This is a genomic window from Thiohalomonas denitrificans, assembly GCF_900102855.1.
Classification (GTDB): Bacteria; Pseudomonadota; Gammaproteobacteria; order Thiohalomonadales; family Thiohalomonadaceae; genus Thiohalomonas; species Thiohalomonas denitrificans.
Genome location: NZ_FMWD01000004.1, coordinates 137,627 through 164,484 on the forward strand (window position 1 = coordinate 137,627; position 26,858 = coordinate 164,484).

The following is a 26,858-nucleotide window of genomic DNA, read 5'->3' on the forward strand; positions in this document are numbered from 1 at the left end:
GCCTTCTTCGGGGCTGCCTTCTTCGGAGCGGCCTTCTTCGGGGCTGCCTTCTTCGGTGTCGACTTGGCAGTGCTCTTCGGTGCTGCTGCCTTCTTTGCCGTGGTCTTTGGTTTCGCCTCTACTGCAGCCTTCTCAGGTGCCGGTTTGGCCGTTGCCTTCCTCGGGGTGCGCTTTTTGGCACGCGCGGGCTTCCCGCTCGCCGGGGCCGTTTTCCCGCCACCGGCAGCAGCTTGGGGCACTTGTGCGGCTCCCTTCTCTGCTTGGGCTTTCGCGGTTTCCGGCACCGGTGGGACCGGTTCTGCGGCTGCGGGAGCTGGCGGCGTTACGGGGGCCTGCGGTCTTGCCTTGATCTCCTGCACCGCGGCATCAACGCGCTCGAAAATATCCTCGATCTCACCCGTCCCCTCGATTGTGTGGAGTTTGCCCTGGGCGCGGAAGTATTCCGTCAACGGCAGGGTCTGGGCTTCAAAGACCCGGAGCCGGTTGCTGATGGTTTCCTCATTATCGTCCGCACGATGGCGAAGGTTGCCACCACACAGATCGCATTGATCATCAAGCCGGGGGGGTGAGGTAAAGACGTTATAGACCTGGCCGCACGATTCGCAGGTGCGACGGCCGGAAAGACGCTGAACCAGGCTGTCAAAGTCGACATCTATCAGGATTGCACCCTGGATCGGCTGATTGATTTCATCCAGCACACTATCCAGGGCCTCGGCCTGAGGGATGTTGCGGGGGAAGCCATCGAGGATGAAGCCTCTTTGGGCGTCGGGTTGGGAAACCCGTTCCTTGATAATGGCAAGGACGATCTCGTCACTAACCAGTTGTCCCGCTTCCATTGCGGCTTTCGCCCGTTGCCCGATCGGCGTATCGTTCCTGACGGCGGAACGAAGCAAGTCACCGGTGGAGATCTGCGGGATCTCGTATTTATCCGACAGAAGCTGCGCCTGTGTTCCCTTCCCCGACCCGGGTGCCCCCAGCAGTACGATTCTCATCTTGATCTCTCACTCCCGATAGCTTTTTGGATAGTCGTATTTTTTTTATCAGCGTGCCAAACCCGAGCCTTTCATCAATCCGCGCCGATGCGTCGTTTTCAACCAGTCAGGGACATTTGCGCGGGTATGGCCCCTGCGGACTCATGCCGAGCGAAGCCCTCGAGCGACCACATTTGCCGCGCCACAGAACGCATCCATGGAAGGGCCGGGCTTAAGTTTTATGGATGGCCGTATATACAAATTGCATTACCGTTGACCGCAGCGACGGATTAAGCTAATCGCACTCGATTCCTCAAGTCAATGTAACTCCGACGGATTTTTGTTATAAAGCCGTTTCAGGTCTCGACGGCCGCGTCATTATATACACGCAAGAAAGAGTCAAAGGCTTTACATGACTAGCATTCCCGAGTTTTCCGAAAGCGAGCTTTGGACCGTACGCAGTACCCTCGAAGAGCGCTATAAACGCCCCATTGAACCGGATCAGGTCGAGATCGAACTGAGGCTCGACCCCCACTCGACTGTGCTTACGCCCTGTCCTGCCCTGTACTGGAAGGTCGATAATGCCAACTTCGTTATCGCGAAGGTGGGGGACAACCGCTACCGGGCCCAGTTCTTCTACCGTCTTTACCAGACCTACGGGACCGGAATCGAAGAATTCGACGATATCACGACGTGCACCGTGACCCTGCTCCAGGTGCAGGCAGACCACGCCGTGAAAGAGGAACAAGAGAACGAGAAGTAACCCGAACTTCGACAATCATCAAATAAAGACTAGGGAGAACGGAACATGGCGAACAAGAAGAACGCCTTCTATGCCCAGTCCGGGGGTGTGACAGCCGTCATCAATGCCTCGGCATGCGGGTTAATCGAAACCGCCCGCGCCAATAAAGATAAAATCGGCAAGGTCTACGCAGGACGTAACGGCATCATCGGCGCCCTGACCGAAGATCTCATCGATACCAGCAAAGAGAGCAAAAAGGACATTGCCGCCCTGCGCCATACACCTTCCGGTGCTTTCGGATCCTGCCGCTACAAGCTGAAAAGCGTCGAGGAGAACCGCCGCGAGTACGAGCGTCTGATCGAGGTCTTCGAAGCTCATAACATCGGCTACTTCTTCTACAATGGCGGCGGTGACTCCGCCGACACTTGCCTCAAGGTCTCGCAACTCTCCAAAAAGATGGGTTATCCCATCCAGGCGATCCACGTGCCAAAGACCGTGGACAATGACCTTCCGATTACCGACAACTGTCCCGGCTTCGGCTCGGTAGCCAAGTACATCGCCACCTCCGTGCGCGAGGCCAGTTTCGATGTCCGCTCCATGGCGAAAACCTCCACCAAGGTGTTTGTGGTCGAGGTGATGGGGCGGCATGCCGGCTGGATCGCTGCCGCAGGCGGGCTTGCAACTACCGAGGATACCGACCTGCCGATCGTGATTCTCTTCCCGGAAGTGATCTTTGATCGCGCCAAGTTCATGGCCAAGGTGAAGGAGAAGGTCGACCAGTACGGCTACGTCTCGGTGGTCGTCTCCGAAGGAGTCAAGGACCCTGAAGGGAAATTCCTGGCCGACCAGGGCCTGATGGATGCCTTCGGCCACGCGCAGCTCGGCGGTGTCGCCCCGGTGGTGGCCAACATGATTCGCGAGGATCTGGGCCTCAAGTATCACTGGGCAGTTGCCGACTACCTGCAGCGTGCCGCCCGCCACATTGCGTCCAAAAACGATGTAGAGCAGGCCTACGCCATGGGCAAGGCTGCTGTCGAGCTTGCTCTGAAGGGCAAGAACTCGGTGATGCCCACCGTCGTGCGTAAAAAAGACAGTCCTTATCGCTGGAGCGTCGGAGAAGCGCCACTCAGCCGGGTCGCCAACAAGGAAAAGATGATGCCGAAGAGCTTCATCAGCCGCGATGGCTTCGATATCACGCCGAAGTGCCGGAAGTACCTTGAACCGCTGATCAAGGGTGAGGATTACCCGCCCTACAAGAACGGGTTGCCGCAATACGTCATGCTGAAGAATGTGGCGGTTGAGAAAAAACTCGACACCGAGTTCGAGGTAAAGTGAACGGAACAGGGGGGAGCGTCAGCTCCCCTTTGTCTTTCTGGGGTAACTGGATCTAGACCAAATACAATCCAGAAGCCGGATGGTTTAACAACAAAAGCTTTTTATACACTTAGGGGAGGACCCAATGACTACAGGGCTAGTATTTGCACTATTGTGTGCCGCGGCCGCCATCGTCTACGGCGCCGTTTCCGTCAAATGGATACTCGGCAAATCCACCGGCACCGACCGCATGCGGGAAATCGCCGGGGCAATTCAAGAGGGAGCGAATGCCTACCTCAACCGTCAATACACCACCATCAGTATAGTCGGTGCTGTCCTCTTCGTTCTTGTCGGCCTGTTCATCAGCTGGCTGAGTGCTTTCGGCTTTCTGATTGGCGCGGTCTTCTCCGGTGCGGCGGGCTACATCGGCATGAGTATCTCCGTGCGCGCCAACGTGCGTACCGCCGAGGCAGCCAATACCGGACTCAATGACGCCATGCAGGTCGCCTTCCGCGGCGGCGCCATCACGGGCATGCTGGTGGTGGGTCTGGGCCTGCTCGGAGTCGCCGGCTATTTCGCCATTCTGATCGGCATGGACCTCAGCACCAACGATGCGATTCACGCGCTGGTCGGCCTCGGCTTCGGTGGTTCGCTCATCTCCATCTTCGCCCGACTGGGCGGCGGTATCTTCACCAAAGGTGCGGATGTCGGTGCTGACCTGGTCGGCAAGGTGGAAGCCGGCATTCCCGAGGATGATCCCCGCAACCCGGCAGTAATCGCGGACAACGTGGGCGACAATGTGGGCGACTGCGCCGGCATGGCCGCCGACCTGTTCGAGACCTATGCCGTAACGGTGATCGCAACCATGCTGCTGGGCAGCCTGATTGTGGCCGGCGACAATGGCATGGCCGCCATCTACCCGCTGGTTCTCGGTGGTGTTTCCATCATAGCCTCGGTGATCGGCACCTTCTTTGTGAAGGTCCGCGAAGGCGGCAAGATCATGAACGCCCTCTATCGTGGGCTCATCGTCGCCGGTGTATTGGCTACCATCGCCTTCTATCCCGTCACCACCTGGATATTCCCCGAGGGAACCATCACCGTTGCCGGTGACGTGATCAACACCGTCAACCTGTTCTGGGCCGCTGTGGTCGGACTGGTACTTACCGCTGCGCTGGTGGTGGTTACGGAATACTACACCGCGACTGAGTACGGTCCGGTAAGGCACATCGCCGCAGCCTCCACCACCGGTCACGCCACCAACATCATCGCCGGCCTGGGGGTCTCGATGCGCTCCACCGCTCTGCCGGTGCTTGCGGTCGTCGCCTCGATCTGGGGCTCCTACGAGCTGGCAGGGCTGTACGGCATCGCCATCGCCGCGACCTCTATGCTGTCGATGACCGGCATCATTGTGGCCCTGGACGCCTACGGTCCGATCACCGACAACGCGGGCGGCATCGCCGAGATGGCGGAGCTGGATGAAAAGGTCCGCAATATTACCGACCCGCTGGATGCAGTCGGCAACACCACCAAGGCCGTCACCAAGGGCTACGCCATCGGCTCCGCCGGTCTTGCTGCCCTCGTGCTGTTTGCCGATTACACCTACGCCCTTTCCGATGAAGGCATGGAGCTGCAGTTTCTCCTGTCGGACCCGCGGGTAATCATGGGTCTGTTCATCGGCGGCCTCATCCCGTACCTGTTCGGGGCGATGGCGATGGAAGCGGTAGGCCGTGCGGCCGGCGACATCGTCAACGAGGTGCGTCGCCAGTTCAAAGAAATGCCGGGCATCATGGACCGTACCCAGAAGCCGGATTACACCCGTGCGGTGGACATGCTGACCAAAGGCGCCATCAAGGAGATGATCGTTCCTTCGCTGCTGCCGGTGCTGGTACCGATCCTGGTCGGGTTCATTCTTGGCCCCCTCGCCCTCGGCGGCCTTCTGCTGGGCACCATCATCACCGGTCTGTTCGTGGCCATCTCCATGACCGTCGGTGGCGGCGCCTGGGATAACGCCAAGAAGTACATCGAGGATGGCGCCCACGGCGGCAAGGGTTCTGAAGCCCACAAGGCGGCGGTCACCGGCGACACGGTCGGCGACCCCTACAAGGACACCGCCGGACCGGCCATCAACCCGCTGATCAAGATCATGAACATCGTAGCCCTGCTGATTGTGCCTCTGGTGGTGCAATTCTGGAGTTAAGCGATTGATTGATTAGGCAAGAGGCCGGGCTCATCGCCCGGCCTCTCTGTTTAAGTGACTAGTTGCTAGTTGCTAGTAGCGAGTGGCTAGTAGTTAGTTGCCAAGCCCACTTTCCTCGTCTCGCTCTCGTCCCACTCTCTTTTCTCGTCCCTCGTCCCTAGCCCCTCGCCACTCCCCCCCCTAGCCCCTCGCCCCTCGCCACTCGCCACTCGCCACTCGCCACTCGCCACTGGCCACTGGCCACTAGCCACTAGCCACTAGCCACTAGCCCTTTTATACTGTGCCGTTTTCTTATAGGGCATTAAGAGGAGTTTATCCCACAATGAATCTCGACCGCGTCGATGCCGGGAAAGACGTTCCCAACGAAATCAACGTCATTATCGAAATCCCCTCCCACAGCGATCCGGTGAAGTACGAGGTCGACAAGGAGACCGGTGCCATGTTCGTGGACCGGTTCATGAACACCGCCATGCACTATCCCTGCAACTACGGCTATGTCCCGCGTACCCTTTCCAAAGACGGTGACCCCGTAGACGTGCTGGTCGTCAGCCCCGTCCCGCTCATCCCCGGTTCCGTCATCCTTTGCCGGCCGGTAGGTGTGTTGAAGATGACTGACGAATCCGGGGATGACGCCAAGATTCTGGCCGTTCCGGTGGACAAACTCTGCCGCCTGTACCGGAGCGCACGGAACATCGACGATATGTCGCCGGTCCTGCTGGATCAGATCGCCCATTTCTTCGAGCACTACAAAGACCTTGATGAGGGCAAATGGGTCCGTGTGGAGGGCTGGGGCGATATCGATGCAGCCAAGGAAGAGCTGCTCTCCAGCGTCAAGATGTACCAGGAGGCGCCGGAGAAGCCGCACTTCTGACGGGAATCATTGACCGCAGCGGTGCACATCGTTTTCTGTCCCACTCTGCCGGCACATGGCCAGTGAAGTTACGACCGGGTTTGGCTAAAATAGGCGGCCCTCTTTTGCGACCTTTGCGTCTTCGCGGTTAGCTGATGAAAATCTGTATTGTTTCCGACAGTCACGACAACCGGCCCTTTCTGAAAGCGGCGGTGGAGGAAGCCAAGTCCCTCGGGGCGGAGGCGGTACTTCACTGCGGCGATGTCGTGGCGCCCACAGCCCTGCGACCCCTTCAGGCCGCAGGATTGCCGGTGCACGTGATTCACGGCAACAACGAGGGGGACACCTATGCCATGTTCATGCTGGCCCAGGAACCGGGGAGCGTCGTCTATTACCATGGCATGGATGCCGGACTGGAGCTTGGTGGCCGGCATATCTTCCTGGTGCACTTCCCCCACTATGCCCAGGCACTGGCGACCACGGGTGACTGGGACGTCGTCTGCTGCGGCCATGACCACCGGCCAGCGGTCACGGCAGTGGAGAACATCAAGGGAAAAACCAGCTGGATGGTAAACCCCGGCACGGTCGCCGGAGTGGGCCCCCGGGCCACCTACATCATGGGCGACCTGGAGACCCTGGAGTTCGAAATCCGCGACGTGCCGGGCGTTTAAATGGATAGCTCACCCGGTTCACTCGCCGCCTCCGGGTGCAGATCCTTCTGCGGCGGCTGGCGTGTGCTTAAAGCGAAGGTCGATGGCGGCGTTCGCGGTAGAGTTTTTCGTAGCGTTCCTGATCCTCGATGCAACGAATAGCCGTCGGATAGGCCTCGAGACGTTCGAAGGGGATTTCGATCCCGCACTCATCACAGATACCGTAGGTGCCTTCGTTTATACGCTCCAGAGCGACCTCCACGTGGCGCAGGTCCCGGATATAGTTGTCGACCATGGAATTGTTGATGTCGGAGAGCAGATCCGCCACCGACTCTTCGCCCGGATCATGTACCTGGCCCGCCAGGTCGCTGTACTGCTCTCTATCCGCCTTGAGCAACTCTTCACGGATCTCATCCCTTAACTGCTGATGGCGCTCCTGAAGCCGGTGACGGAGTGCACGACGCTGTTCTTCGCTCAGGTGGTCCATCGGCCCTCCTCCTTGCATCGAGAATGACACTCTTGAAGCATAGGGGACGAGAGCGATAACTGCTAAGGAGAGAGAAAAAGAGAAAGGGTTTGCACTGCAGACGACTACATGGATTAGTCGGTTGAAAATGTCTGGAACCGATTTTCCAGGCGCAGGGTGCACGGAGGGAAACACAACGGACTGCACCTGTACGTACCCGCCCGCAGGTCGGGCTTCAGCCCGTCAAAGCTTCTACATTACATTGCCGGCAGCGTCTACCCGAAAACCGACCTGCTTTAATAACCGGCGGTGTTTTTCTCGACCCAGCGCGTACTGCCGTCGGTAAGGGTCTCCTTCTTCCAGAATGGAGCCTTTGACTTGAGGTCTTCCATGATGAAGCGGCAGGCTTCAAAGGCGTCTTTGCGGTGTTCCGACCAGACAGCAACCAGCACGATCGGCTCTGCGGGCAGGAGATCGCCGACGCGATGCACCACGAGGGTGTCGAGCAGTTCCCAACGTTCACCGGCTTCAGCGCAGATCCGTTGCAGATGGGTTTCTGTCATGCCGGGATAGTGCTCCAGGTGCATTGCGGTTACATCCGAGGCCTCATTGAAGTCACGCATGGTCCCCACAAAAACACCGGCTGCGCCGATGCGACCCTTCAGCTTCGTCTTTGCCTGCTCGTGGCCGGCCAGCTCTTCCCAGGGTGACAACGCACCGCTACGGATCTCCACTCGGACTCCCACGAAATCAACCTCCGGTCACCGGCGGGAAGAAAGCGACTTCATCGCCGCTTTTCACCTCCCGGTTCGGGTCGGTGTATTCCATGTTGACTGCGACCAGTACATTGGGTGGCATCGGTTTGCCTCCGGCAGCAGCCAGCCAGACGTCGGCCGCGGTGGCGACCTCGCCGATTTCCACGGAGGCGCCTTCGCAACCGACCTGCTCACGAAGACTGGCAAAGAATTTCACATCTACAGTCATGGTCTTTTCCCCGTTGGTCACAGGCTACTGCACGCCAGTGTACTCCTTGATGATATCAGGTCGCCGGCCGCACGACTGCATGGATGCAGGAAGTAGAACCATGCACGCCGCCATGATCACTTGCACCACTCGCCAGTCACCAATCCGGTGAGTCTGCGTTTACCCTGCCCTTGAGCCGCGATGATTTGCGCGGGTATCGGCACGAGCCTATCATAACGCCGCGCCCACCAACGAACCCGGCCGGAGTCCTGCATGAGCGAACTGACCCACTTCAACAGTGACGGCAATGCCCACATGGTCGATGTCGGAGACAAGGCCGTTACCCGGCGGGTGGCCATTGCGGAGGGGCGCATCCGCATGCAGCCGGAAACGCTGCAACGGATTGTGGCCGGCGGTCACAAGAAGGGCGATGTCCTGGGCGTGGCCCGCATAGCCGGAATCATGGCCGCGAAGAAGACCGCTGATCTCATTCCGCTGTGCCATCCCCTGGCGCTGAGCCGGGTCGACATCGATCTGGTACCGGAGGAAGCGGACAGCGCCGTCTCCTGCACGGTTACGGTGGAAACCGCCGGTCAGACCGGGGTCGAAATGGAGGCACTGACGGCCGTTCAGGTGACCCTGCTCACCATCTACGACATGTGCAAGGCGGTCGACCGGGGCATGGAAATGGGCGAAGTCCGCCTGCTGGAGAAGCGCGGCGGCAAATCCGGACACTGGCGGCGCTAAATAGGTGTTCTAAACTGGCGTCCATGCATGTAGGAGCGACGGAAGTCGCGAAACGCCGAATCGCGGCTTCCGCCGCTCCTACCCGTATCTCGGTATGTCACCAAGGAGCGTGAGCAGGAGCGGAAGCCTTGCGGTGAGAAGTCCGAGCTATCCCCGATCCAGCAAGGAACGCAGGTCAATAACCGCCGAATTGGCCCGCGACACATAGGACGCCATGACCAACGAGTGGTTGGCCAGGACACCGAAGCCGCTGCCGTTGAGAATTACCGGACTCCAGAGAGACTGCTGGCTCGCCTCCAGTTCCCGGATGACCTGACGTAGGCTGGTCATGGCGTTCTTGTTGCGTAGAATGCCGTTGAAATCCTGCTCAACCGCATGCAGAAAATGCACCAAAGCCCAGGTGGTACCGCGCGCCTCGTAGAAGACATCGTCGATTTCCAGCCAGGAGGTCTTCACCTTGAGCTCAACCGGCCGAAGCGTGGCGTTTTCCGCACCCAGTTCCCCCGCCAGATCGGTATTGATGCGCGCCTGACCGACGCTCGCCGACAGGCGCTGCGAGAGGCTTCCGAGCCGTTTCTCCACTACGGCCAACCAGGCAACCAGATTGTCGGCACGGGCATAGAACTGCGAGTCCTGTTGAGATTCATCGTTCAGACGCACCCGATAGCGGCGCAGCGCCTCCACGCCCTCGCGGTACTCGGTTTCGCTTGGCGGAAACATCCAGGACTCGGAATTCACGTTGAACTGGGGCTCGGCAACGGCGAGATCCCGGTCTTCCACCGATTGCGATTGCGAGCGGCTCCAGTCATTGCGCAAGGCGCGCGCCAGATCGCGCACCTGAACCAGCACCCCGAATTCCCAATTGGGGATGTTGTCCAGCAGTACGCCCGGAGGCATCACGTCATTGCTCAAGTAACCACCCGACTTGTCCAGCAGGGTTTCCGCGACCCGTTCGAGGGCTGCAACCGTGACATAACCGGTCACCACTGCTCCGCCTTCCACCTCAGCCATGGCCTCGGCATTGGCTTCAACGTCAAACCGATCGGGTTCAACGCTCCAGAACATGCCGAGCCCCAGCCCCACGACGATCAGCGCCAGCCCGATCAGCCCGGCGGCACCGGCGATACCCCGCGCGCGCAGCGAATCGAGGCGGTAGAGTTCCACCAGGTGGCGAGCCTTGCGGCCCGAGCCGGCCAACAAGCCCTTTAATCGCTCGAACATTGTGGTTTCAGACAATCTCGACTCCTCGAACAGGAAAAATGACGTCCTACGATAACATCGGTACAGCGATGGCGGCCCGAATGAGGGCCTCTTTTTGTGAACGCGACAGGCCTTTGATCGAGGCTTCGCGCCGGCACGCCGCCGCACGGTCGGTGGCGGCTTCCCGGTAGACCAACTCCACCGGACGGCGCCCGCGGGTATAGCGGGCCCCTCGCGGGCCGCCGTTGTGTTCGGCCACGCGCCGCTCCACGTCCCGCGCCACCCCGGTGTAGAGCGTGCCATCGGCGCAGCAAACGATATAGACGTGCCAATCGGCCATGGGACGGATGATACACCGGAGGGGGTTCAAGGAGGACCCATCGCGTAGACTTGGATAGAGATTCCCGCGAGCCGACCCCGATGCCTGCACACGATCATGGTCATGCACACAGCCACGGAGCCAGTGTCGGAGGACGTCTGACGCTGGCTCTAGGCCTGACCCTGGGCTTCGCCTTTGTCGAGGCGGTGGGTGGCTGGATCTCCGGCTCGTTGGCTCTGCTGGGGGATGCCGGCCACATGCTCAGCGATTCATTCGCCCTGGGGCTGGCAGCACTGGCGGCCTGGGCGATCAAACAACCTCCCTCTTTCCGGCACTCCTACGGGTTCGGTCGCATGGAGGTCGTCGCGGCCCTGGTCAATGCGCTGTTGATGCTGGGGGTGGTAGGCGGGATCGCATGGGCCGCCATTCAACGCTTCCAGGCACCTCCCGAGGTCCAGGGCGGCACGGTAATGCTGATTGCCTCCGTGGGACTGGCCATCAATCTGCTGGTGGCCTGGATCCTCGGGCACGGGGAACAGAACCTGAATATCCGGGGGGCTCTGCTGCACGTCATCGGCGATCTGCTGGGGTCAGTGGCAGCGCTCGCTTCAGGCGCGGTGATCTTCTTTACCGGATGGATGCCCATCGACCCGATTCTCGCACTTCTGGTCTGTGGTCTGATCCTCGTCTCCACCGTGCGTCTGCTTCGCGACACTCTGCACGTGGTGCTGGAAGGAGTGCCGTTCGGTATCGAGCTGCCGCAGGTAGGCAGGGCCATGGCGGAAATCGACCACGTCCGATCCGTCCACGACCTCCACATCTGGACACTCTCCTCCGGCTCCATTGCGCTTTCCGCCCATGTGGTGCTGGACGGGCTGCAGCACTGGGAGGGTGCGCTCGAGCAGCTGAATGGACTTCTCCTGGAGGAATTCGGGATCGACCACACCACGATTCAGCCGGAGACCGGCTTCCACATCCTGCATCCGGGCAGCCCTGAAGACGCAGGGCGGGGTGATTGAAATGACAGCATCAAACACCTGAGGGGCAGGCCCAGCCGCAGCTGCGGCTGAGCCTGAAGGGGTCACAACAACCTACAGAATACGGCAGGCCTCTTCGAATTCCAGCCGCGGTCCACGGGCATGCAGACGACTCGCCTCCCCGTAGCCGATGGCGCAAATAAAGTTCGATTTGATGGTCCCTTCCGGGAAGAAGGTCACATCCAGTTTTTCACTGTCAAACCCCGACATCGGGCCACAGTCGAGCCCAAGGCTGCGTGCCGCCAGCATGAAGTAGGCGCCCTGCAGCGAACTGTTTCGAAACGCCGTCTCATAAATCTTTTCGGGTTTACCCGCATACCAGGAGCGGGCATCGGTGTGTGGAAAAAGCCGGGGCAGCTTTTCATGGAACTCCAGGTCCATACCGATGATGGCGACCACCGGTGCACTCATCGACTTGTCGACGTTTCCCTCTGCGAGGCAGGGCTTCAGGCGCTCCTTGGCTTCGGGGGTTTTTATGAACACCAGCCGCGCCGGCAGGCAGTTGGCGCTGGTGGGGCCCATCTTCATCAGGTCGTATACAGCCTGCAGCTGTTCATCGCTAACCGGCTTGTCCTGCCAGTAGCTGAAACTTCGCGCCTTACGAAAAAGGGTATCGAGGGCCTGCTCATCCAGGGCTTCCGTCATTGGTGTCCTCCATTTTCACAGATGTCCAATAACTATAAACCATTGGCATCGGACAACCCGACAGCAGCCGTCTCGACACCGGTCGGCAGCCTCCGCATAATTCGCACCATGAGCAATCCGGATCTGCCACCGCCGCCCGTCAGCGAAGCCGAGCTTATGGAGCGCTGCCGGGTCGTTGCCGGTCGCTCGCTGGGGCAACTGGCAATGCAGACGGGGATACAGGTCCCTCACGATCTGCGCCGGGCCAAGGGCTGGGTGGGCCAGCTCGTCGAGGCAGTGCTGGGTGCCGATGCGGCCTCGCTCGCCGAGCCGGACTTCCGGGCCATCGGTGTGGAGATGAAAACCCTTCCTCTGGACACCGACGGTCGCCCCCGCGAATCGACATATGTCTGCACAGTGCCTCTGGAGCAGGGCATCAGTGACAGCTGGACGACCAGCTGGGCGCGCCGGAAACTGGCTCGGGTCCTGTGGGTGCCGGTGGAGGCCGATCGCGAGTTACCCGTAGCGGAACGGCGCCTGGGCACCCCTTTTCTGTGGAGTCCCGATCCTCACCAGGAGGAGATCCTGCGAACCGATTGGGAGGAGCTGATGGAGATGGTCTGTCTGGGACAGCTGGGAAGCATCACCGCGCGCTTCGGACGAGCCCTGCAAATCCGCCCGAAGGCAGCCAACGCCCGCATCATGGCAGCCGCAATCGGTCCCGAAGGCGAGCGAATACTGACCAACCCCCGCGGCTTTTACCTGCGGTCCTCGTTCACACTCGCTATTCTGCAGCAGCAATTTGACTAGGAGCCCGTCGGCCAGGCCTGAGCGCAAAAAAGCGCGCTGGCCCTTGTGCCGGCGATGTAGGTCGGGCTTCCCGTCGCAACCGGATGACGGCCTGAAGGCCGACCTACAGGCATCCGACCCGGGCCGGCGCACGATCCAAGCACTTGCCTTGGCCAGGGGCTCTGAGTGTCACACGATTTCCCGCATGGACCACTAATCCTGGTAGTAGTAATCGTATCGACTGAGAAGATTCTGGGTGAAGGACCAGGCCTCGTTGTAGGAAAGCCCGCTTTCCGAGGGAATGATGATTTTGACGTAAAGCTCCTTTTCGTAGCGGTTCTTCAGTGCGGACAGGCGTTCGTGCAGTTCTGCTTCCGAGAGTTCCGCGAAGGCAGCCTCCCCGGGGCCGCGCAGCTGGATCCGAGCCTCCCCGTCGACACGCCGGTAGCGCACGGCGACCACCTCTCTGTCCTCCGCCGTCCGGGCCGGTTTGATCAGTTCCTGGTACTTCGCATCCAGCGTTTCGTAGTCCGCTCTCAGGCCGGCGAGTTGTTGCCGGGCAGCAGCCCGCTCCTGACGCACGGTGCCAAGCTCCGCCAGGCGCTCGGCAAGCGTCTCTTCCAATTGCTGCAACTGCGCATTGATACGCTTGATGCGCTCCCCGCGCTGCTCGTACTGAGCCTGCAGGGTTTCCCGCTCAGCACTGGTCCGCTCCAGGTCCCGGCTCAATGCCGCGGTACGCCGCTCCAGTACCTCTCGGCGGCTATCCAGCTGCTGGTTTTCCGCGCGAAGGCTCAGGATCCGCTGCTCCCGGTCGGCCAGCGCCTTTTGAACGTCGCTATTCTCCTCCGCCAGCCGGAGGTTACGGATGTGTGCCTCCGACAGCTCCGACTGCAAACGGGCCAGTTGCGACTCGAGGCTCTCATTGGTCTCTTGCCGGCTGGCCGCCAGAGCGGCCGCCTGGCGCTCGGCGGCGACCGTATTCTGCAGTTCCACGACCAGTTCCCAGTTGCGCACGATCAGTACGGTACTGGTAATGATGAAAATCATCACCACCACCATCATGATGTCCGTGAACGAGGGCCAGAAGCTCTCCCCTTGCCCGTGGGAATGGCCGTTCTGGCGCAGGTCGACGAAACCCTGTGAATCCATAAGTCGCTCAGTCGCTGGTATCGCGCAGGCGGAAGCCCTCGCGAAGGGTATGCTTGATGTTCTTCAGGTCCTCCGACACGGGCTTGACCCTCAGGTTCAGCGAGGCGAGCAGGCTGTGCAGCTGACTCCCGGATTCGGCGTAGTCGAACTGAACACTGCGCATGCCCTCAGCCACCTCCTGCAACTTTTCAACCAGACCGGCGACATGGTGTACCAGGTTGTCCGGCGTATTGGCGTAGCGCGGCAGCAGATACATCGAGGTCACCTGTTCGACACCGCTCAGTACGTGGGTCTGGGCGTCGGTCAGCTTCAGGTAGAAGTAGCCGTAGAGCAGGTAGGCGACAATCGCGGTAATGGTGGTGGAAAGGGCCGTCGACATGCCGTGAATCACCAGGCCCATATCCCCGAGTTCCTGGGAAGGGCCGCCAATGACATTCGAAGCGCCCACCAGCGCGATGGAGAGAGAGACGATGGTACCGAAGACACCGGTCAGTATGAGGATATTATTGATGAACTTGGGCAGACTGATGGTGGTGCTCTCCCGGGCCACCAGCGCCGAGGCCAGTGCGGCATGATTGATGGGGGCGCTCTGGCGGCTAAGCTTCAGGACAGTGTCGTAGCGCTGGACCACGAGGCGCCTGGGAGGAAGGCCGGCTGCCGGGTCGGGCACCTCCGCTTCCTGTTCTGCTGCAAACTGCTGGATCGCATGCTCTTCGCGCATGTAGCGAGTGAGCCCAGCGATGATCCGTGCAAGGCCCAACAGGAACAGCGCCAGGATACCGCCATTAATCAGGTATCCGGTGCGCGTCAACTGCTGAACCAGATAGATATCGGTAAGAAATTCGAGACTGGCTGCCACCAGGGCCGCCACCAGCAGTGCCACGATCGCCAGCTGAATCAGTACGCCGCGGCTGAAATTCTTTTCAAAATCGAACATGCCACCCTCGAGGGAAGCGGATTCCCCTCCACCATGATGTTTTCCAGCTTAACCCAAACGGGTGCAGAAAATCGCCCCTGATCATTATACGACCGGGCGTGCGGGTATTCGACGGTTCAGCACCTTGCGGTCCTGCAGCACGGAATCAGTCGGTCCGGGCTCTGCCGCCTGGCGCTCGACAGCCCGTTCCCGTCTGTATCGAGAGCACGGGAGACTCTTCCGGGTCAACCCTCTCCGGGTCGGTGAAAGGTTAGTCGCCGAGTATCACCATGCAAGAAATGCTGCCTTTATCCCGGCTGCCCATCGACACGGGGACGGATAAGGATGGAGCTGTAGACACCCACGAAGAGAAGGAAGGTGACCATCCAGAATATCGAGGCGAGGCCAATCCAGGTGCTGTAGGTGTCCGGAAACACCAGCGGCACGAGAATTCGAAACAGGGCCGCTGCATTAACTAGCGCAAAGGCGACGTTGATAGCGCGAGCCGACTGCATGGCGCGACCGGTGTGCCCCAGTGAAACGCGGGCCATCATGCCCAGCGTCAGTGTGCCGATGGTACCTGCGGTATAGGCATGCAGCGCCAGGGTGGGAGCAACCGTACCGAATCCGGCCAGCGCATCGAGCAGAAAGCCGATGATCAGCCACACGAAGCCGAGGTAGAGCACCCACAGAAGCGGCACACTCCAGATCCGGGGCGTGTACCAGAGACCTATCCTGATCCCGTGGACGCAGGCCGCCACGCCGGCAGCAATCGCCATCCAGGGCGATGCCGGTGCCAACAACTTGGACACCAGCCAGACGGCGGCGGTGATGAAGACGAGGATTTCGAGTTTCGGCCACTTCGGTGCCTGTGTACCCGGTAGTCCCCGCTCGATGAAGAACGGCACCACCCGTCCACCAACAACGATGATCACCAGCATCACCAGTCCGATCGCCAGATCGATTCCCGTCCGCCACGTATCCATTCCGGCGAAAACGGCGAGGTGTATCAGCAGGTTGGCGACCGTAAGCAGCATCAGCAAGACCGGAAACACCAGATTCTGCGGCTGCTTGACGCGCGAGAGCGGAATGCCGATCGCTATCGCCAGTGCCGGCAGAAAGAGCAGGTCCACCCCGGCGATTAAAAGAGGGGGCAGCGGTGTGAAGGGCACAACACGCCCGGCAAGCCACAGCAGTGCCAGCAACCCGAGCCAGAAGCCGGTGGCGGTATCCTGCGAGGTCCAGTTGCGCACCGCGGTGAGCAGGAACCCGGCAATCACGGCGATGGTATAGCCAAATATCATCTCGTGGGCGTGCCAGTTATAGGCCCCGTAGCGGCTGCCTACGTCAATCCAGCCCAGGAATACAGCGGCCCAGAGCGGAACCAGAATAACGGCAGACCACCCCGCGGCGAGAAAAAAGGGGCGAAAACCGAGTGCAAACAGAGCGAAACCGCGTGGCTCGGCCGGCCGGGACTCGTTGACGTTGGAAATGGCCATATAATTCCCTAGCGCTAAACTTTGCCAAAGCCTAGCGAATCGGTTCTCGCTTCACATTGACACCGGTCAAGTACCTGTTGCACACCGATTTTTCTGCACAGTGGCCGCAAAGGAGAGCAATTTATGACCGCACACACCTACAAACTGGTCGAAATCGTCGGTTCCTCTACCCAGGGCAGTGATGAAGCCATACGCAATGCCCTCGAACGTGCTTCAAAGACCCTGAAGCACCTGGCGTGGTTCGAGGTGGTCGAAACCCGGGGGCACATAGAACAGGGCAAGGTGGCGCACTGGCAGGTCACCCTGAAAGTCGGTTTCCGGCTGGAAGAGTAGTCAGCCACCAGGCCAACGAGCGGCAAAGAGCCGGTGGCCTGTCACGCTAGACGCTGGAACAGGTGGATTAACCGGAAAAACCGTTCCTGCGTTCTTCCCTGGCAGCAATAGGGCTACCGGCAGGCTGCCAGGAGCCTGCCCGAGAATAGACTGACCTACTAAGCTCGGGGATCCTCGAAAATAGGTTCCCGGCATTCTCTACTACCGCCATCCGGCGGCATGCTTCGCTCTGACTCCTCCATCCATGGAGTCGTGCGCCTGCCCTCGTGACGGTCGCAATTCTCGGGCAGGCTCCTAGTCTTGAGACATACCGAAGAGGGAGACTCTTCCATGAATGATGAGGCGATTGGCGGTACAGTTGACCGAGGTCCCATCGACGAGGTCAGTATCACCACCATCCGTACGCTGGCCATGGATGCGGTGCAGCAGGCCAATTCCGGTCACCCGGGCACGCCCATGGCCCTGGCACCGGCCGCCTACGTACTCTGGCAGCGGCTCCTCAAGCACAATCCCGGCAATCCCCGCTGGTTCGACCGCGACCGTTTTGTACTCTCTGCAGGGCATGCCTCCATGCTGCTCTACAGTCTGCTGCACCTGACCGGCTACGACCTGCCGCTGGAGGAGATCCGCAACTTCCGCCAGTGGGGCAGCCGCACGCCGGGGCACCCCGAGCATGGCCTTACCCCGGGGGTAGAGACCACCACTGGCCCTCTCGGGCAGGGCCTGATGAATGCGGTCGGCATGGCCATCGCGGAGGCGCATCTTGCGGCCAACTTCAATCGCGACGGCCACACCATTGTCGATCACCGGACCTGGGTCTTCGCCAGCGACGGCGACCTGATGGAGGGAGCCTCCCACGAAGCGGCCTCGCTGGCCGGTCACCTGGGTCTGGGCAAGCTGATCGTCCTCTATGACGACAACCACATCTCCATCGACGGGCGTACCGAGATCACCTATTCCGATGACGTGGTCCGTCGCTTCGAGGGCTATCACTGGCACGTGCAGGACCTGGGAGAGCGGGCCAACGACCTCGAGGCCCTGCATGCCGCGTATCAACTGGCGAACAACGTCGCCGATCGTCCCTCCCTGCTCATCGTCCGCTCCCACATTGCCGAGGGCGCTCCCCACGCCCACGATACCGCAGCGGCCCACGGATCGCCGTTGGGGGAGGATGAGGTGCGCGCCGCCAAAAACGCCTGGGGCTGGCCCGAAACCGCCCGGTTTCTGGTCCCCGATCGGGTCAAACAGCACATGGGACAGGCCAGGGAGCGCGGCGCCGAGGCGGAACGCCAGTGGCATCTGCAGCTAGAGAGCTGGCGCCGGGAGCAACCCGAACTGGCCGGGCATTTTGAGCGAATCATGGCCGGGGAGCTCCCCGCGGGCTGGGATGCCGGGTTGCCGCACTTTACCGGGGAGCAGAGCCAGATGGCGACACGTTCAGCGGCAGGCAAGGTGCTGAATGCCTGCGCCGACCAGCTGCCCGAATTGCTCGGTGGGTCAGCCGACCTGGCCTCCTCGACCAAGGCGATGCTGGTAGCCGGCGGCGATTTTTCGGCCCACTCTCCACAGGGCCGCGATATCCACTGGGGCGTGAGGGAGCACGCCATGTGCGGCGCCTGTTCGGGTATGGCCCTGCACGGCGGCGTGCGCCCCTTCGCCTCGACCTTTCTGATCTTTACCGACTATGCCCGCCCGGCCATTCGCCTGGCGGCGTTAATGAAGCAGCCGGTCATCTACCTGATGACCCACGACTCCATCGGGCTCGGCGAGGATGGCCCCACTCACCAGCCGATCGAACACCTGGCCTCGCTACGTGCCATACCGAACCTCACCCTGATCCGCCCGGCCGATGCCGGCGAAACCACCGAGGCCTGGCGGGCCGCCGTCGAGCGCCGCGATGGCCCGACCCTGCTGGTGCTGACACGCCAGAAGCTGCCGGTTTTCGATCGCCACCATCTGGCCCGCGCCGATGGAGTCAGGAAGGGCGCCTACGTACTCTCCCCGGAACAGGACACGCCCGACCTGATCCTGATCGCCTCCGGCTCCGAAGTTCACCTGGCGCTCTCCGCTCAGGGTCACCTGCGGACCGAACACGGGATCGACGCCCGGGTCGTCAGTATGCCGAGCTGGGAATTGTTCCGCGCGCAGTCTTCGGACTACCGCAACGAGGTGCTGCCGCCGGAGGTGACGCCGCGTCTCGCCATCGAGGCCGGCGCCACCCAGGGCTGGCTCGAATGGGTCGGTTGTGAGGGCGACATCATCGGCATCGATCACTTTGGTGCCAGCGCACCGGGGCCGGTGCTGCTGGAACAGTTCGGGTTCACACCCGAGCACATCGTGGAACGGGCGAGGCGACTGGTATTGCCCGACTGACCCAGCAATGGATTCACATCCCCAGCTCGGGGGCCTCCGGCACCAGGCGGTAGCGATCATGGGGTTCGAAAAAGTCGATGTCGGGTCCGGCAGGAACGATACCGCGGGGATTCAGCTGCGGGTGGCTGCCGTAGTAGTGCTGCTTGATGTGGTCGAGACGAACCGTTTCGGCCACGCCGGGCACCTGGTATAGATCGCGGGTATAGTTCCAGAGATTCGGGTAGTCCACGAGCCGCTTGCGGTTGCATTTGAAGTGCAGGTAGTACACCGCATCGAAACGGACCAACGTGGTGAACAGACGCCAGTCGGCTTCGGTGACGCGATCCCCCGTCAGAAAGCGCTGATGCGCAAGCTGCTTTTCGAGCCGGTCCAGAGCGGCAAACAGGGATTCCACCGCTTCGTCGTAGGCCCGCTGACTATGTGCAAAGCCGGCGCGGTAGACGCCGTCATTGACGTTGTCGTAAACCTCGCGGTTGATGGCATCGATGGCGGGGCGCAGTTTCTCCGGGTAGAAGTCCAGCCGGGCCTCGCCCCAGGCATCGAATTCGCTATTCAGCATGCGGATAATCTCCGCAGACTCATTATTGACGATGGTTCCGGTTTCGCGATCGAACAGCGCCGGTACGGTCACGATACCCGTATAGTCCGCTCTGGCGCGGGTGTAGACCTCGTAGAGATAGCGTGACCCGAACAGATGGTCCTCGGTGCAACCGTCACACTCACCGAAGTGCCAGCTCTCCGGCCCCATCAGCGGATGAACCACCGAGACACTGATGACCTCTTCCAGCTTCTTCAGCTTGCGGAGGATGAGCGTACGGTGGGCCCAGGGGCAGGCATGTGAGACGTAGAGATGATAGCGCCCCGGTTCGGCTCTGAATCCCGATGAGCCGTCGGCCGTGACCCGATCATGGAAAACACTCGTACGGCGAAGAAAATGCCCTGCGTCATCGGCATCACCGAAATCCTCCACATCCACCAACTTGCCATCCTTCATCGCCTTCGGCATAGCCTGTAGCCTCTCTGATCACACTATCAAAAACCCACTACCGCGCGGTTACGCTTCCCAATCCGATACCCCTTTCCAGGGCCGCCTCGGCCAACAGATACATGGCGGCATTCCAGGATTGACCACGCATGCCCCTCGGCTCCGCGGTCTGGCCGTGAAACCACTCGAAAAAACCCCAGTCCCCGATACGACCGGCCTCGGCAATCCCCTCCAGCGTCTCCTCGGCCTCACTGCGACGACCGAGCTGCAGCAGCGCCATCGCCCAGAAGCCGCCGATATACGGCCAGGCCCCGCCATTGTGATACTGGTGCGGACGATTTTGCTGATGACGGTCCATATAGGAGCGCCACAACGATTCACCCGGTTCGATCGGTCGACAGACGCTGCGCACGGGAAACGGTGCGCCGACCCCTGCCCGCGACAGGGTCTCCACCACCCGCTCGGCAGGGTCGGGCTCGGCCAGACCGAACAGTACTGCCAGAAGATTCCCGAACACGTCGCCCTCCTCTCCCCAAACACTGAGATTGATGAAGGAGAGATAGAGGCTGCTCCCGCATGAGGCATCCAGTACGTAATCGGTCAGCAAGCGCAGACGCCTGTAGTCAGGCCGCTCCCGTGAAAAGGGGAAAAACAGGTGATTGAAGTGGTACTTGGTCTCTTCGGCATGCGGCCAGTCGAACAACTGCTTGACGTGATACCAGAGCGCATTGGTGTAGAGGACATAGCCCGAACGGGGCATGATATCCGCCCAGTCACTGGCCTCATTCTGCTGCAGGAGGAACAGCCGCGGGTGCTCCTGGCAGTGCAGCCATTGCAGCGCCGCGTCAATGCGGTGGCGCAGCTCCGCCTCCAAGCGCTCTTCGGGCAGTTGGCGGGCGACCCAGCGTACTGCGATCAACCACCAGAGGGTGGCATCAATGCAACCCACATACCAGAAATCCGGTTCCTTCCCTTCCGGATCGACATACTTGGGGATCTGACCATTCTCCGCCTGGTGCTCGGCCAAAGTGATCAGGCTTGCACGGGCCCCCTTCAACAGTTCGGGCTCGCCGCTGATCGCCATTCCCAGTGCGCAGATCGCCGCATCGCGGCCGAAGATCCGTGTATAACGGCGCGCCTCCGCTTCCTTAGTGCGTGAGGCTGCCAGCACCCCCGCCGGAGTGGTGTTTTTCCTTAGCAGTTCAATCGCGGCAGTATGGGCCGCCGCACGCAGTTGCAAATCACTCATGGCAGCATCCGGATGGTGAATTCGCCGGCAAAGGACTCTCCCTTCATAGTAACGTATCGTAAGCAGGCAAGCGGTTGCCTCGAAGTACGCAGGGTCGAGCTGCAGGTCGGCCTCCAGGGCGTCACCGAGTCACGGCGCATTCCGAGAATGCGCCCTACGACCGCACCCCCTCGACTTTTTCGATGAAGGCTGCACAATGGGCAACCTGGATGCCCTTTCAAAATGCAGGAGTATGGAATGCCTGAACGGATTCAAGCCACCCTGAAGCAGTACTTCGGCTACGACGAACTCCTTCCCGGCCAGCTGGAGGTCATGCAGCACCTGCTGGCCGGCAAATCCACGGCAGCGGTTTTCCCCACCGGCGGCGGCAAATCCCTCTGCTATCAACTACCGGCCCTGCTGCTGCCCGGCGTTACCGTGGTGGTTTCACCGCTTATCGCCCTGATGAAGGATCAAATCGATGCCCTCACCGCGCGCGGCATCGCCGCCCGACGGCTGGACTCGACCCTGAGCGCCGACGAGTACCGCACGGTGATGGAGCAACTTCGTGACGGCACGCTGCGCATGCTCTATGTCGCCCCGGAGCGGTTCAACAACGAACGCTTCCGTGAGGCCATCTCCCGGGTGCGCGTATCCCTGTTCGCGGTCGACGAGGCGCACTGCCTCTCGGAATGGGGCCACAATTTCCGGCCCGACTACCTCAAGCTGGCCGGCTTTGCCCGCGACATCGAGAGCGAGCGTGTGCTGGCGCTGACCGCCACCGCGACACCGCCGGTGCTGGAGGATATCTGCCGCATCTTCGCTATCGCCCCCGAGTGCGCAGTACGCACCGGTTTTTACCGTCCCAACCTGCAACTGATCACCACTCCGGTCAGCCCCGGGCAACGGGATTCGCTGCTGCTGAAGGAACTGGAGAGCCATCCGCCCGGCGCCACCATCGTCTATGTCACCCTGCAGAAGAGTGCCGAAGCAGTCGCCGACAAACTTGCCGCCGCCGGCTGGCCGGCCCGTGCCTACCATGCGGGCATGAAGGACGAACAGCGCACCGCCGTGCAGGAGTGGTTCATGGCTTCGGACGATGCGGTGGTGGTGGCGACCATCGCCTTCGGCATGGGCGTCGACAAAGCCGACATCCGTTACGTCTATCACTACAACCCACCCAAATCCCTGGAGAACTACGCCCAGGAGATCGGCCGCGCCGGACGCGATGGCCAGCCCTCCCGCTGCCACCTGCTGTTCTGTCGCGACGACCTCAACGTACTGGAGAACTTCATCTACGGCGACACGCCGGAGGAGAACTCGCTGCAGGGGCTGATTCAGGAGCTGTTCACCGGGGAGCCCGAGTTCGACCTCGCCCTGCATGAACTCTCCGCCCGCCACGATATCCGTCCACTGGTGCTACGTACCCTGCTGACCTACCTGGAACTGGACGGCCTGCTGGAGGGTGGCACCCCGTTCTACTCCGAGTATAAATTCAAGCCGCTACTGAGTTCCGGTGAGATCCTGAGCCGCTTCGAAGGGGAGCGAAAGACCTTTCTGGAAGGGGTGTTCCGGCAAGCGAAGAAGGGCCGCAGCTGGCTTGGCTTGGACCCCGGCGTCGCAGCGAATGCCCTGCACTGTCCGCGCGATCGGGTGATCCGTGCGCTGGACTGGCTCGGCGAGCAGGGAATGCTGGAGGTCAAGGCCGCCGGCGTGCGCCATCGTTACCGGCGCCTGCAGACACCGGATGACCGCGATGCACTTGCCACGTCACTGCACCAGCGTCTGCTGAAGCGGGAACAGGCCGAGATGGGGCGCCTGCGACAGGTGCTCGACTTGGCCGCGTTGCAGGATTGTCGCAGCGCAGCCCTCGCCGCCCACTTCGGCGAGACTCTCAAGGCACCTTGCGGCCACTGCAGCGGGTGCGGGGGAGAGGCGTCCCGGCTGCCCGAAGCGCAGAAGGTGGTCATCCCGTCGGGGCTCACCGACAAACTCGCCCCGCTACTGGCCGAAAAGGGCGACGTACTGGCGTCTCCCCGAACCATCGCTCGTTTTCTGTGCGGGGTATCATCGCCGAGACTGAGCCGGGCCAAACTGAGCGGGCATGCACTATTCGGCGCATTGGCGGAGGTGCCGTTCGGACAAGTGATGTCGTGGGCGCAGTCGCTTGAGACCGCGCCGGCCGAACTCGACGCATTAGAGTAAATCCCGTGAAGTCGTGGCTGTCCAGGTTCGCCCTGCTTGCACTGATTCTGGCAGCGTTCGCGGCCGGTGCCGATTGCCCGTCGGTCGATACCGCTTCCATTCATGCCATGAAGGGTTATACGTCGCCACGTATTCCGCTGGGCAAGGAAGTCACGGTAGAGGGCATCGTCAACGGCAGCTTCCTCGGTGGTGACCGCCTGGGGGGCTTTTATCTTCAGTCGCAAGGCTCCGCCGAAGGGGGCCTTCCGGCCGGGATTTTCGTCTATGCACCGCAGCCGGGGAAAAACGCGTTGGCGAAACTGACGCCCGGTAGCCGTATCCAGCTCACCGGACGCATCAAGAAGTACAAGGGGCAGATCCAGCTCACGCGACCGAAGGCGATCCGTCACTGTGGCGAGACGAAACTGCCGAAGCCGACGATGCTCACTCTTCCCGCCGATCAAGGCCGACTGGCCCGCTTCGAGGGATTACTTGTGCGCCTGACCCAGCCCCTCACAGTATCTGGAAACGGCGATCTGCTGCGCCACGGGAGCCTCGCTCTCTCACAAGGCGGACGCCTGTTTCGTCCCACCCAGGCACCCGGCATCGATGGTCGGGAAAACGCAAGCCGACGGATCCTGCTGGACGACGGCAGCTACCGGGCCCGGCCGCAGCCCATCCCCTATCTGGACGCCGACGGCACTCGCCGGGTGGGGAGCCATGTGAGCAATCTCGAGGGGATCCTGGCTTACGCCTTCGGTGAATACCGCGTCCACCCGACTGAGGTGCCCACATTTCAAGCTACCAATCCGCGCCCCGAAACACCGCAGGCCCCGGACGGCCGCTGGCGTGTGGCGGTATTCAATATCGAAAACTACTTCACCACCCTCGGCAGCCGCGGTGCGGATAATCAGCGTGAACTAAAGCGGCAGACCGGCAAGCTGCTAAAAGCAATTCAGACCCTGGAAGCGGACGTGCTGGCCCTTGCCGAAATCGAAAACAGGGAGCACTCCCTGCAAACACTGGTCACACAGCTCAACCGGAATGCGCCGCCCGGCGCACGCTACCGCGCTGTGAAGCCGCCCCGAGGCAGCGGGCAGGATGCCATCCGATCGGCACTTGTCTATCGTGCGGATCGACTGGTGGTGGACAGGGCACGCAGTGACTTCGACCCGGCCCACTCAAGACCACCGCTGGCCGCTCTTTTCAGGCCGCGACAAAAGGGTGCCCGTCCCTTCGGCGTCATCGCTATCCACTTCAAGTCGAAATCCGGCTGTCCAACGTCAGGCGATGTGGACAGGGGACAGGGCTGCTGGAATCTCCGGCGCATGGCACAAGCAGAGGCACTGCTCGAGTTTGCCCGCACCATCAGTCGCGAAACCGGAGTGGACGAATGGCTGGTGGCGGGCGACGTAAACGCCTATAGCGACGAGGCGCCGGTACGAAGGCTTAAAAAAGATGGGCTTACCGATCTTATCACCGCACATGTGCCGCAGGACCAGCGCTACACCTATGTCTACCGGGGCGAATCGGGATACCTGGATTACGCCCTGGCCACCTCGAAGTTGGTGCGGCGGGTACGCGGCGTGAGCATGTGGCACATCAATGCCGACGAGCCGCCCTTTCTCACCTACCACGGCGACCCGAACCGGGCGACTGGCACTCCCTACCGCTCCTCGGACCACGACCCGATCGTGGTGGGACTGGACTAGCCGTTATTCAGGACGCAGAGGCCGGTTATCACCGGCCCCTGATAGCGGCTGCATTGCAGCCACGCGTTAGTTTGTCTGTTCCTCGGCCCCTTCGCCCAGCTCCTCGATTCCTTCACCGGTCTCCTCGACGGCCTCATCGACTTCCTCGCCAGCCCGTTCGGCAGGCCCTTCGCGCTCGCAGCCCCCGATAGCAAACATCGCCATCAGAATGATTGCAGCCGCCCATCGCGTTCCTGAACGCATAATGACCTCCTTGTTTCCGATTTGAACTGATCCACCACCACACAACACAGCCGTGACGAAATGGTTCGCCTCTCGGCACGGTATCTCGGAAAGTCCCCAATCTGAGCTCCGTCTCCAGATCTTAGCAGCCTATCGGGTTGTAGCTGCTAAACGAACCGAGGCTTCACACCAGCGATTCCCTCGGGCAGGGGTTCATCGCTTTGATAGAAGATAATGCTCCATCGTTTCCCTGCGTCTTCATAGCGAAGGATGTAGAGATCATCGTCTTCGCCACGGATTTTGACATAACCGATATCAGAGCCGGGCCAGCGATCCAGAACCTCGGCGACGGAGCGTTCGATGCCTGCAATGCGGAAGCTCAGGGGCTCCGGAACGCCTGCGGGTCCCTGCTGCCAATGGACTTCAGCTTCCAGCGCCATCATCGCCCCGCTGCTCGAAATCGAGCGCCGCGGAGTTGATACAGTAGCGCTGTCCGGTGGGCGCGGGCCCATCATCAAAGACATGCCCAAGATGTGAACCGCAGCGCGCGCAGCGCACCTCGACGCGGGTCATGCCGTAACTGCGATCCGTTCGGGTCTCAAGGGCCTCCCCCGAAGCCGGCGCCCAAAAGCTTGGCCAGCCGCTGCCAGACTCGTACTTCTGATCAGAACTGAACAGCTCCGCCCCGCACGCCCCACAATGATAGATGCCGGTTTCCTGGTTCCGATAATACTTGCCGGTAAAAGCGGGCTCGGTTCCCGCCTCACGGAGTATCCGATACTTTTCGGGGTCCAGTTCCGCGCGCCACTGCTCTTCGTCTTTCTCGATGCGCTCAGCCATTATGAAAGTACCATTGCCCGTTTACCTTTGGAGATGGGTCAAAGCGCCGGAGGAAAACCCCTGGCGGCCAGATGACCCCTGATTAACTGAAGGATAGCGCTCTGTACTACTTTGGGATAAACGAAGGAGTGTTTATGCGCACTTACACCATCATGCCCGAAAACGGGTTCCACGTGCTCGGGAAAAGTGACCGCTCAGAAGCCGCGACCATGGTACTCGAAGCCGGAGAGACAACCGGCGGTGCGGATAACCGCCATAGCGGCAGTGACCAGTGGCTCTATGTCCTCCAGGGGAGTGGAGAGGCCACCGTGGGAGATGCCAGTGTCGGGCTCACCCCGGGAATGCTTCTGCTAATCGAGGCCGGAGAGACCCACCAGGTCAGCGCATCACCCGATGGCCCTCTGCAAACGCTGAATTTCTATGCCCCACCAGCGTACTAGCGGGCGGCGCCGGGTGCGTTCTTCAAGTGCACTGTTTCGACGAACCGGAGTCGCGGCGCATTTATTACCGGGCCCCACAACGGTATGGGGGATCCCGCGAATGCG

The 26,858-nt window shown here is 61.0% G+C and carries 28 protein-coding genes; 13 read left to right on the top strand and 15 right to left on the bottom strand.

The features are described from left to right. Positions 1-992, bottom strand: a 992-nt coding sequence (locus tag BLP65_RS17335) for an adenylate kinase (RefSeq protein ID WP_092994744.1), incomplete at its 3' end; no start/stop codon positions are given. Between the two features lie 391 nt (positions 993-1,383). On the opposite strand from BLP65_RS17335, the gene BLP65_RS07325 reads away from it, so the two are divergent. The 5 genes from BLP65_RS07325 (at position 1,384) to BLP65_RS07345 (ending at position 6,745) form a co-directional block, all read left to right on the top strand. Beyond that, positions 1,384-1,734 (top strand): hypothetical protein, encoded by a 351-nt coding sequence (locus tag BLP65_RS07325; RefSeq protein ID WP_092994747.1) that lies wholly within the window; start codon positions 1,384-1,386, stop codon positions 1,732-1,734. Positions 1,735-1,779: 45 nt separating this feature from the next. Then, positions 1,780-3,048 carry a 6-phosphofructokinase gene (locus tag BLP65_RS07330; protein ID WP_092994750.1) on the top strand — a complete coding sequence of 423 codons (1,269 nt, stop codon included), beginning with the start codon at positions 1,780-1,782 and terminating at the stop codon, positions 3,046-3,048. Between the two features lie 124 nt (positions 3,049-3,172). Next, positions 3,173-5,224, top strand: coding sequence for a sodium-translocating pyrophosphatase (locus BLP65_RS07335; protein WP_092994753.1), 2,052 nt, complete (start codon positions 3,173-3,175; stop codon positions 5,222-5,224). A gap of 322 nt (positions 5,225-5,546) precedes the next feature. Beyond that, the gene (gene ppa / locus BLP65_RS07340) at positions 5,547-6,095 is read left to right on the top strand and encodes an inorganic diphosphatase (protein ID WP_092994756.1); all 549 of its coding nucleotides are present in this window, start codon (positions 5,547-5,549) and stop codon (positions 6,093-6,095) included. 134 nt (positions 6,096-6,229) lie between these two features. Beyond that, positions 6,230-6,745: a metallophosphoesterase family protein gene (locus tag BLP65_RS07345; protein WP_092994758.1), complete on the top strand. Its 516-nt coding sequence runs from the start codon at positions 6,230-6,232 to the stop codon at positions 6,743-6,745. Between the two features lie 67 nt (positions 6,746-6,812). Here the strand turns inward: BLP65_RS07345 and BLP65_RS07350 are convergent, their stop codons facing one another. From BLP65_RS07350 to BLP65_RS07360, 3 genes are all read right to left on the bottom strand, one after another. Then, positions 6,813-7,211 (bottom strand): TraR/DksA family transcriptional regulator, encoded by a 399-nt coding sequence (locus BLP65_RS07350; protein ID WP_245688264.1) that lies wholly within the window; start codon positions 7,209-7,211, stop codon positions 6,813-6,815. 275 nt (positions 7,212-7,486) lie between these two features. Next, positions 7,487-7,936: a molybdenum cofactor biosynthesis protein MoaE gene (locus BLP65_RS07355; RefSeq protein ID WP_217631927.1), complete on the bottom strand. Its 450-nt coding sequence runs from the start codon at positions 7,934-7,936 to the stop codon at positions 7,487-7,489. 4 nt (positions 7,937-7,940) lie between these two features. Continuing rightward, entirely contained in the window at positions 7,941-8,174 is a 234-nt protein-coding gene (locus BLP65_RS07360; protein ID WP_092995452.1) for a MoaD/ThiS family protein, read from the bottom strand. Between the two features lie 252 nt (positions 8,175-8,426). Between BLP65_RS07360 and moaC the strand changes: the two genes are divergently transcribed. Next, positions 8,427-8,900, top strand: coding sequence for a cyclic pyranopterin monophosphate synthase MoaC (gene moaC, locus BLP65_RS07365; protein WP_092994761.1), 474 nt, complete (start codon positions 8,427-8,429; stop codon positions 8,898-8,900). 147 nt (positions 8,901-9,047) lie between these two features. Here the strand turns inward: moaC and BLP65_RS07370 are convergent, their stop codons facing one another. Together BLP65_RS07370 and BLP65_RS07375 are read right to left on the bottom strand one after the other, a co-directional pair. Beyond that, entirely contained in the window at positions 9,048-10,121 is a 1,074-nt protein-coding gene (locus BLP65_RS07370) for a DUF2333 family protein (RefSeq protein ID WP_092994764.1), read from the bottom strand. Positions 10,122-10,167: 46 nt separating this feature from the next. Then, complete coding sequence (locus BLP65_RS07375; RefSeq protein ID WP_092994767.1) at positions 10,168-10,440, bottom strand: GIY-YIG nuclease family protein; 273 nt, start codon at positions 10,438-10,440, stop codon at positions 10,168-10,170. An 80-nt stretch (positions 10,441-10,520) separates the two neighbouring features. On the opposite strand from BLP65_RS07375, the gene BLP65_RS07380 reads away from it, so the two are divergent. After that, positions 10,521-11,438 (top strand): cation diffusion facilitator family transporter, encoded by a 918-nt coding sequence (locus BLP65_RS07380; RefSeq protein ID WP_092994770.1) that lies wholly within the window; start codon positions 10,521-10,523, stop codon positions 11,436-11,438. Between the two features lie 72 nt (positions 11,439-11,510). Here the strand turns inward: BLP65_RS07380 and BLP65_RS07385 are convergent, their stop codons facing one another. Further along, positions 11,511-12,101, bottom strand: a complete 591-nt coding sequence (locus tag BLP65_RS07385; RefSeq protein ID WP_092994773.1) for a malonic semialdehyde reductase — start codon at positions 12,099-12,101, stop codon at positions 11,511-11,513. Positions 12,102-12,209: 108 nt separating this feature from the next. Here BLP65_RS07385 and mutH point away from each other — a divergent pair, with 108 nt between their 5' ends. Continuing rightward, a complete protein-coding gene (gene mutH / locus BLP65_RS07390; RefSeq protein WP_092995455.1) occupies positions 12,210-12,890 on the top strand; it encodes a DNA mismatch repair endonuclease MutH in 681 nt (226 codons plus the stop codon). A gap of 192 nt (positions 12,891-13,082) precedes the next feature. Here the strand turns inward: mutH and BLP65_RS07395 are convergent, their stop codons facing one another. From BLP65_RS07395 to BLP65_RS07405, 3 genes are all read right to left on the bottom strand, one after another. Next, complete coding sequence (locus tag BLP65_RS07395) at positions 13,083-14,021, bottom strand: coiled-coil domain-containing protein (RefSeq protein ID WP_092994776.1); 939 nt, start codon at positions 14,019-14,021, stop codon at positions 13,083-13,085. 7 nt (positions 14,022-14,028) lie between these two features. Beyond that, positions 14,029-14,958 (bottom strand): hypothetical protein, encoded by a 930-nt coding sequence (locus BLP65_RS07400; protein ID WP_092994779.1) that lies wholly within the window; start codon positions 14,956-14,958, stop codon positions 14,029-14,031. 287 nt (positions 14,959-15,245) lie between these two features. Next, a complete protein-coding gene (locus BLP65_RS07405; protein WP_092994782.1) occupies positions 15,246-16,436 on the bottom strand; it encodes an NnrS family protein in 1,191 nt (396 codons plus the stop codon). Between the two features lie 123 nt (positions 16,437-16,559). On the opposite strand from BLP65_RS07405, the gene BLP65_RS07410 reads away from it, so the two are divergent. Both BLP65_RS07410 and tkt read left to right on the top strand, forming a co-directional pair. After that, positions 16,560-16,769 carry a dodecin gene (locus tag BLP65_RS07410; RefSeq protein WP_092994785.1) on the top strand — a complete coding sequence of 70 codons (210 nt, stop codon included), beginning with the start codon at positions 16,560-16,562 and terminating at the stop codon, positions 16,767-16,769. A gap of 330 nt (positions 16,770-17,099) precedes the next feature. Beyond that, positions 17,100-19,142, top strand: coding sequence for a transketolase (tkt, locus tag BLP65_RS07415; RefSeq protein ID WP_092994788.1), 2,043 nt, complete (start codon positions 17,100-17,102; stop codon positions 19,140-19,142). Positions 19,143-19,155: 13 nt separating this feature from the next. Here tkt and BLP65_RS07420 read toward each other — a convergent pair whose 3' ends face one another. Together BLP65_RS07420 and BLP65_RS07425 are read right to left on the bottom strand one after the other, a co-directional pair. Beyond that, the gene (locus BLP65_RS07420) at positions 19,156-20,148 is read right to left on the bottom strand and encodes a glutathione S-transferase family protein (RefSeq protein WP_245688266.1); all 993 of its coding nucleotides are present in this window, start codon (positions 20,146-20,148) and stop codon (positions 19,156-19,158) included. Between the two features lie 37 nt (positions 20,149-20,185). Then, positions 20,186-21,376: an amylo-alpha-1,6-glucosidase gene (locus tag BLP65_RS07425; RefSeq protein WP_092994791.1), complete on the bottom strand. Its 1,191-nt coding sequence runs from the start codon at positions 21,374-21,376 to the stop codon at positions 20,186-20,188. Between the two features lie 237 nt (positions 21,377-21,613). Between BLP65_RS07425 and BLP65_RS07430 the strand changes: the two genes are divergently transcribed. Both BLP65_RS07430 and BLP65_RS07435 read left to right on the top strand, forming a co-directional pair. Next, complete coding sequence (locus BLP65_RS07430) at positions 21,614-23,560, top strand: RecQ family ATP-dependent DNA helicase (protein ID WP_092994794.1); 1,947 nt, start codon at positions 21,614-21,616, stop codon at positions 23,558-23,560. Positions 23,561-23,565: 5 nt separating this feature from the next. Continuing rightward, positions 23,566-25,251: an ExeM/NucH family extracellular endonuclease gene (locus BLP65_RS07435; protein WP_092994797.1), complete on the top strand. Its 1,686-nt coding sequence runs from the start codon at positions 23,566-23,568 to the stop codon at positions 25,249-25,251. A 66-nt stretch (positions 25,252-25,317) separates the two neighbouring features. Here the strand turns inward: BLP65_RS07435 and BLP65_RS16890 are convergent, their stop codons facing one another. From BLP65_RS16890 to msrB, 3 genes are all read right to left on the bottom strand, one after another. Next, positions 25,318-25,494 carry a hypothetical protein gene (locus BLP65_RS16890; protein WP_175452482.1) on the bottom strand — a complete coding sequence of 59 codons (177 nt, stop codon included), beginning with the start codon at positions 25,492-25,494 and terminating at the stop codon, positions 25,318-25,320. A gap of 146 nt (positions 25,495-25,640) precedes the next feature. Beyond that, positions 25,641-25,916: a hypothetical protein gene (locus tag BLP65_RS07440; protein WP_139181450.1), complete on the bottom strand. Its 276-nt coding sequence runs from the start codon at positions 25,914-25,916 to the stop codon at positions 25,641-25,643. Next, on the bottom strand, positions 25,897-26,313 hold the full coding sequence (gene msrB / locus BLP65_RS07445) for a peptide-methionine (R)-S-oxide reductase MsrB (protein ID WP_092994804.1): 417 nt from the start codon (positions 26,311-26,313) through the stop codon (positions 25,897-25,899). The genes BLP65_RS07440 and msrB overlap by 20 nt, the downstream gene beginning before the upstream one ends. A 134-nt stretch (positions 26,314-26,447) precedes the next feature. Between msrB and BLP65_RS07450 the strand changes: the two genes are divergently transcribed. Continuing rightward, on the top strand, positions 26,448-26,753 hold the full coding sequence (locus BLP65_RS07450; protein WP_092994807.1) for a cupin domain-containing protein: 306 nt from the start codon (positions 26,448-26,450) through the stop codon (positions 26,751-26,753). Positions 26,754-26,858: the final 105 nt, after the last annotated feature.

Bases quoted from the DNA above. Each gene is read 5' to 3' on its own strand.
- mutH (WP_092995455.1), top strand. From the start codon at position 12,210: ATGAGCAATCCGGATCTGCCACCGCCGCCCGTCAGCGAAGCCGAGCTT.
- BLP65_RS07425 (WP_092994791.1), bottom strand. From the start codon at position 21,376: ATGAGTGATTTGCAACTGCGTGCGGCGGCCCATACTGCCGCGATTGAA.
- BLP65_RS07430 (WP_092994794.1), top strand. From the start codon at position 21,614: ATGCCTGAACGGATTCAAGCCACCCTGAAGCAGTACTTCGGCTACGAC.
- BLP65_RS07405 (WP_092994782.1), bottom strand. From the start codon at position 16,436: ATGGCCATTTCCAACGTCAACGAGTCCCGGCCGGCCGAGCCACGCGGT.
- BLP65_RS07410 (WP_092994785.1), top strand. From the start codon at position 16,560: ATGACCGCACACACCTACAAACTGGTCGAAATCGTCGGTTCCTCTACC.
- BLP65_RS07375 (WP_092994767.1), bottom strand. From the start codon at position 10,440: ATGGCCGATTGGCACGTCTATATCGTTTGCTGCGCCGATGGCACGCTC.
- BLP65_RS07380 (WP_092994770.1), top strand. From the start codon at position 10,521: ATGCCTGCACACGATCATGGTCATGCACACAGCCACGGAGCCAGTGTC.
- BLP65_RS07420 (WP_245688266.1), bottom strand. From the start codon at position 20,148: ATGCCGAAGGCGATGAAGGATGGCAAGTTGGTGGATGTGGAGGATTTC.
- BLP65_RS07385 (WP_092994773.1), bottom strand. From the start codon at position 12,101: ATGACGGAAGCCCTGGATGAGCAGGCCCTCGATACCCTTTTTCGTAAG.
- BLP65_RS07330 (WP_092994750.1), top strand. From the start codon at position 1,780: ATGGCGAACAAGAAGAACGCCTTCTATGCCCAGTCCGGGGGTGTGACA.
- ppa (WP_092994756.1), top strand. From the start codon at position 5,547: ATGAATCTCGACCGCGTCGATGCCGGGAAAGACGTTCCCAACGAAATC.
- BLP65_RS07325 (WP_092994747.1), top strand. From the start codon at position 1,384: ATGACTAGCATTCCCGAGTTTTCCGAAAGCGAGCTTTGGACCGTACGC.
- BLP65_RS07440 (WP_139181450.1), bottom strand. From the start codon at position 25,916: ATGATGGCGCTGGAAGCTGAAGTCCATTGGCAGCAGGGACCCGCAGGC.
- BLP65_RS07345 (WP_092994758.1), top strand. From the start codon at position 6,230: ATGAAAATCTGTATTGTTTCCGACAGTCACGACAACCGGCCCTTTCTG.
- BLP65_RS07450 (WP_092994807.1), top strand. From the start codon at position 26,448: ATGCGCACTTACACCATCATGCCCGAAAACGGGTTCCACGTGCTCGGG.
- BLP65_RS07335 (WP_092994753.1), top strand. From the start codon at position 3,173: ATGACTACAGGGCTAGTATTTGCACTATTGTGTGCCGCGGCCGCCATC.
- BLP65_RS07400 (WP_092994779.1), bottom strand. From the start codon at position 14,958: ATGTTCGATTTTGAAAAGAATTTCAGCCGCGGCGTACTGATTCAGCTG.
- BLP65_RS16890 (WP_175452482.1), bottom strand. From the start codon at position 25,494: ATGCGTTCAGGAACGCGATGGGCGGCTGCAATCATTCTGATGGCGATG.
- BLP65_RS07360 (WP_092995452.1), bottom strand. From the start codon at position 8,174: ATGACTGTAGATGTGAAATTCTTTGCCAGTCTTCGTGAGCAGGTCGGT.
- BLP65_RS07370 (WP_092994764.1), bottom strand. From the start codon at position 10,121: ATGTTCGAGCGATTAAAGGGCTTGTTGGCCGGCTCGGGCCGCAAGGCT.
- tkt (WP_092994788.1), top strand. From the start codon at position 17,100: ATGAATGATGAGGCGATTGGCGGTACAGTTGACCGAGGTCCCATCGAC.
- msrB (WP_092994804.1), bottom strand. From the start codon at position 26,313: ATGGCTGAGCGCATCGAGAAAGACGAAGAGCAGTGGCGCGCGGAACTG.
- moaC (WP_092994761.1), top strand. From the start codon at position 8,427: ATGAGCGAACTGACCCACTTCAACAGTGACGGCAATGCCCACATGGTC.
- BLP65_RS07350 (WP_245688264.1), bottom strand. From the start codon at position 7,211: ATGGACCACCTGAGCGAAGAACAGCGTCGTGCACTCCGTCACCGGCTT.
- BLP65_RS07395 (WP_092994776.1), bottom strand. From the start codon at position 14,021: ATGGATTCACAGGGTTTCGTCGACCTGCGCCAGAACGGCCATTCCCAC.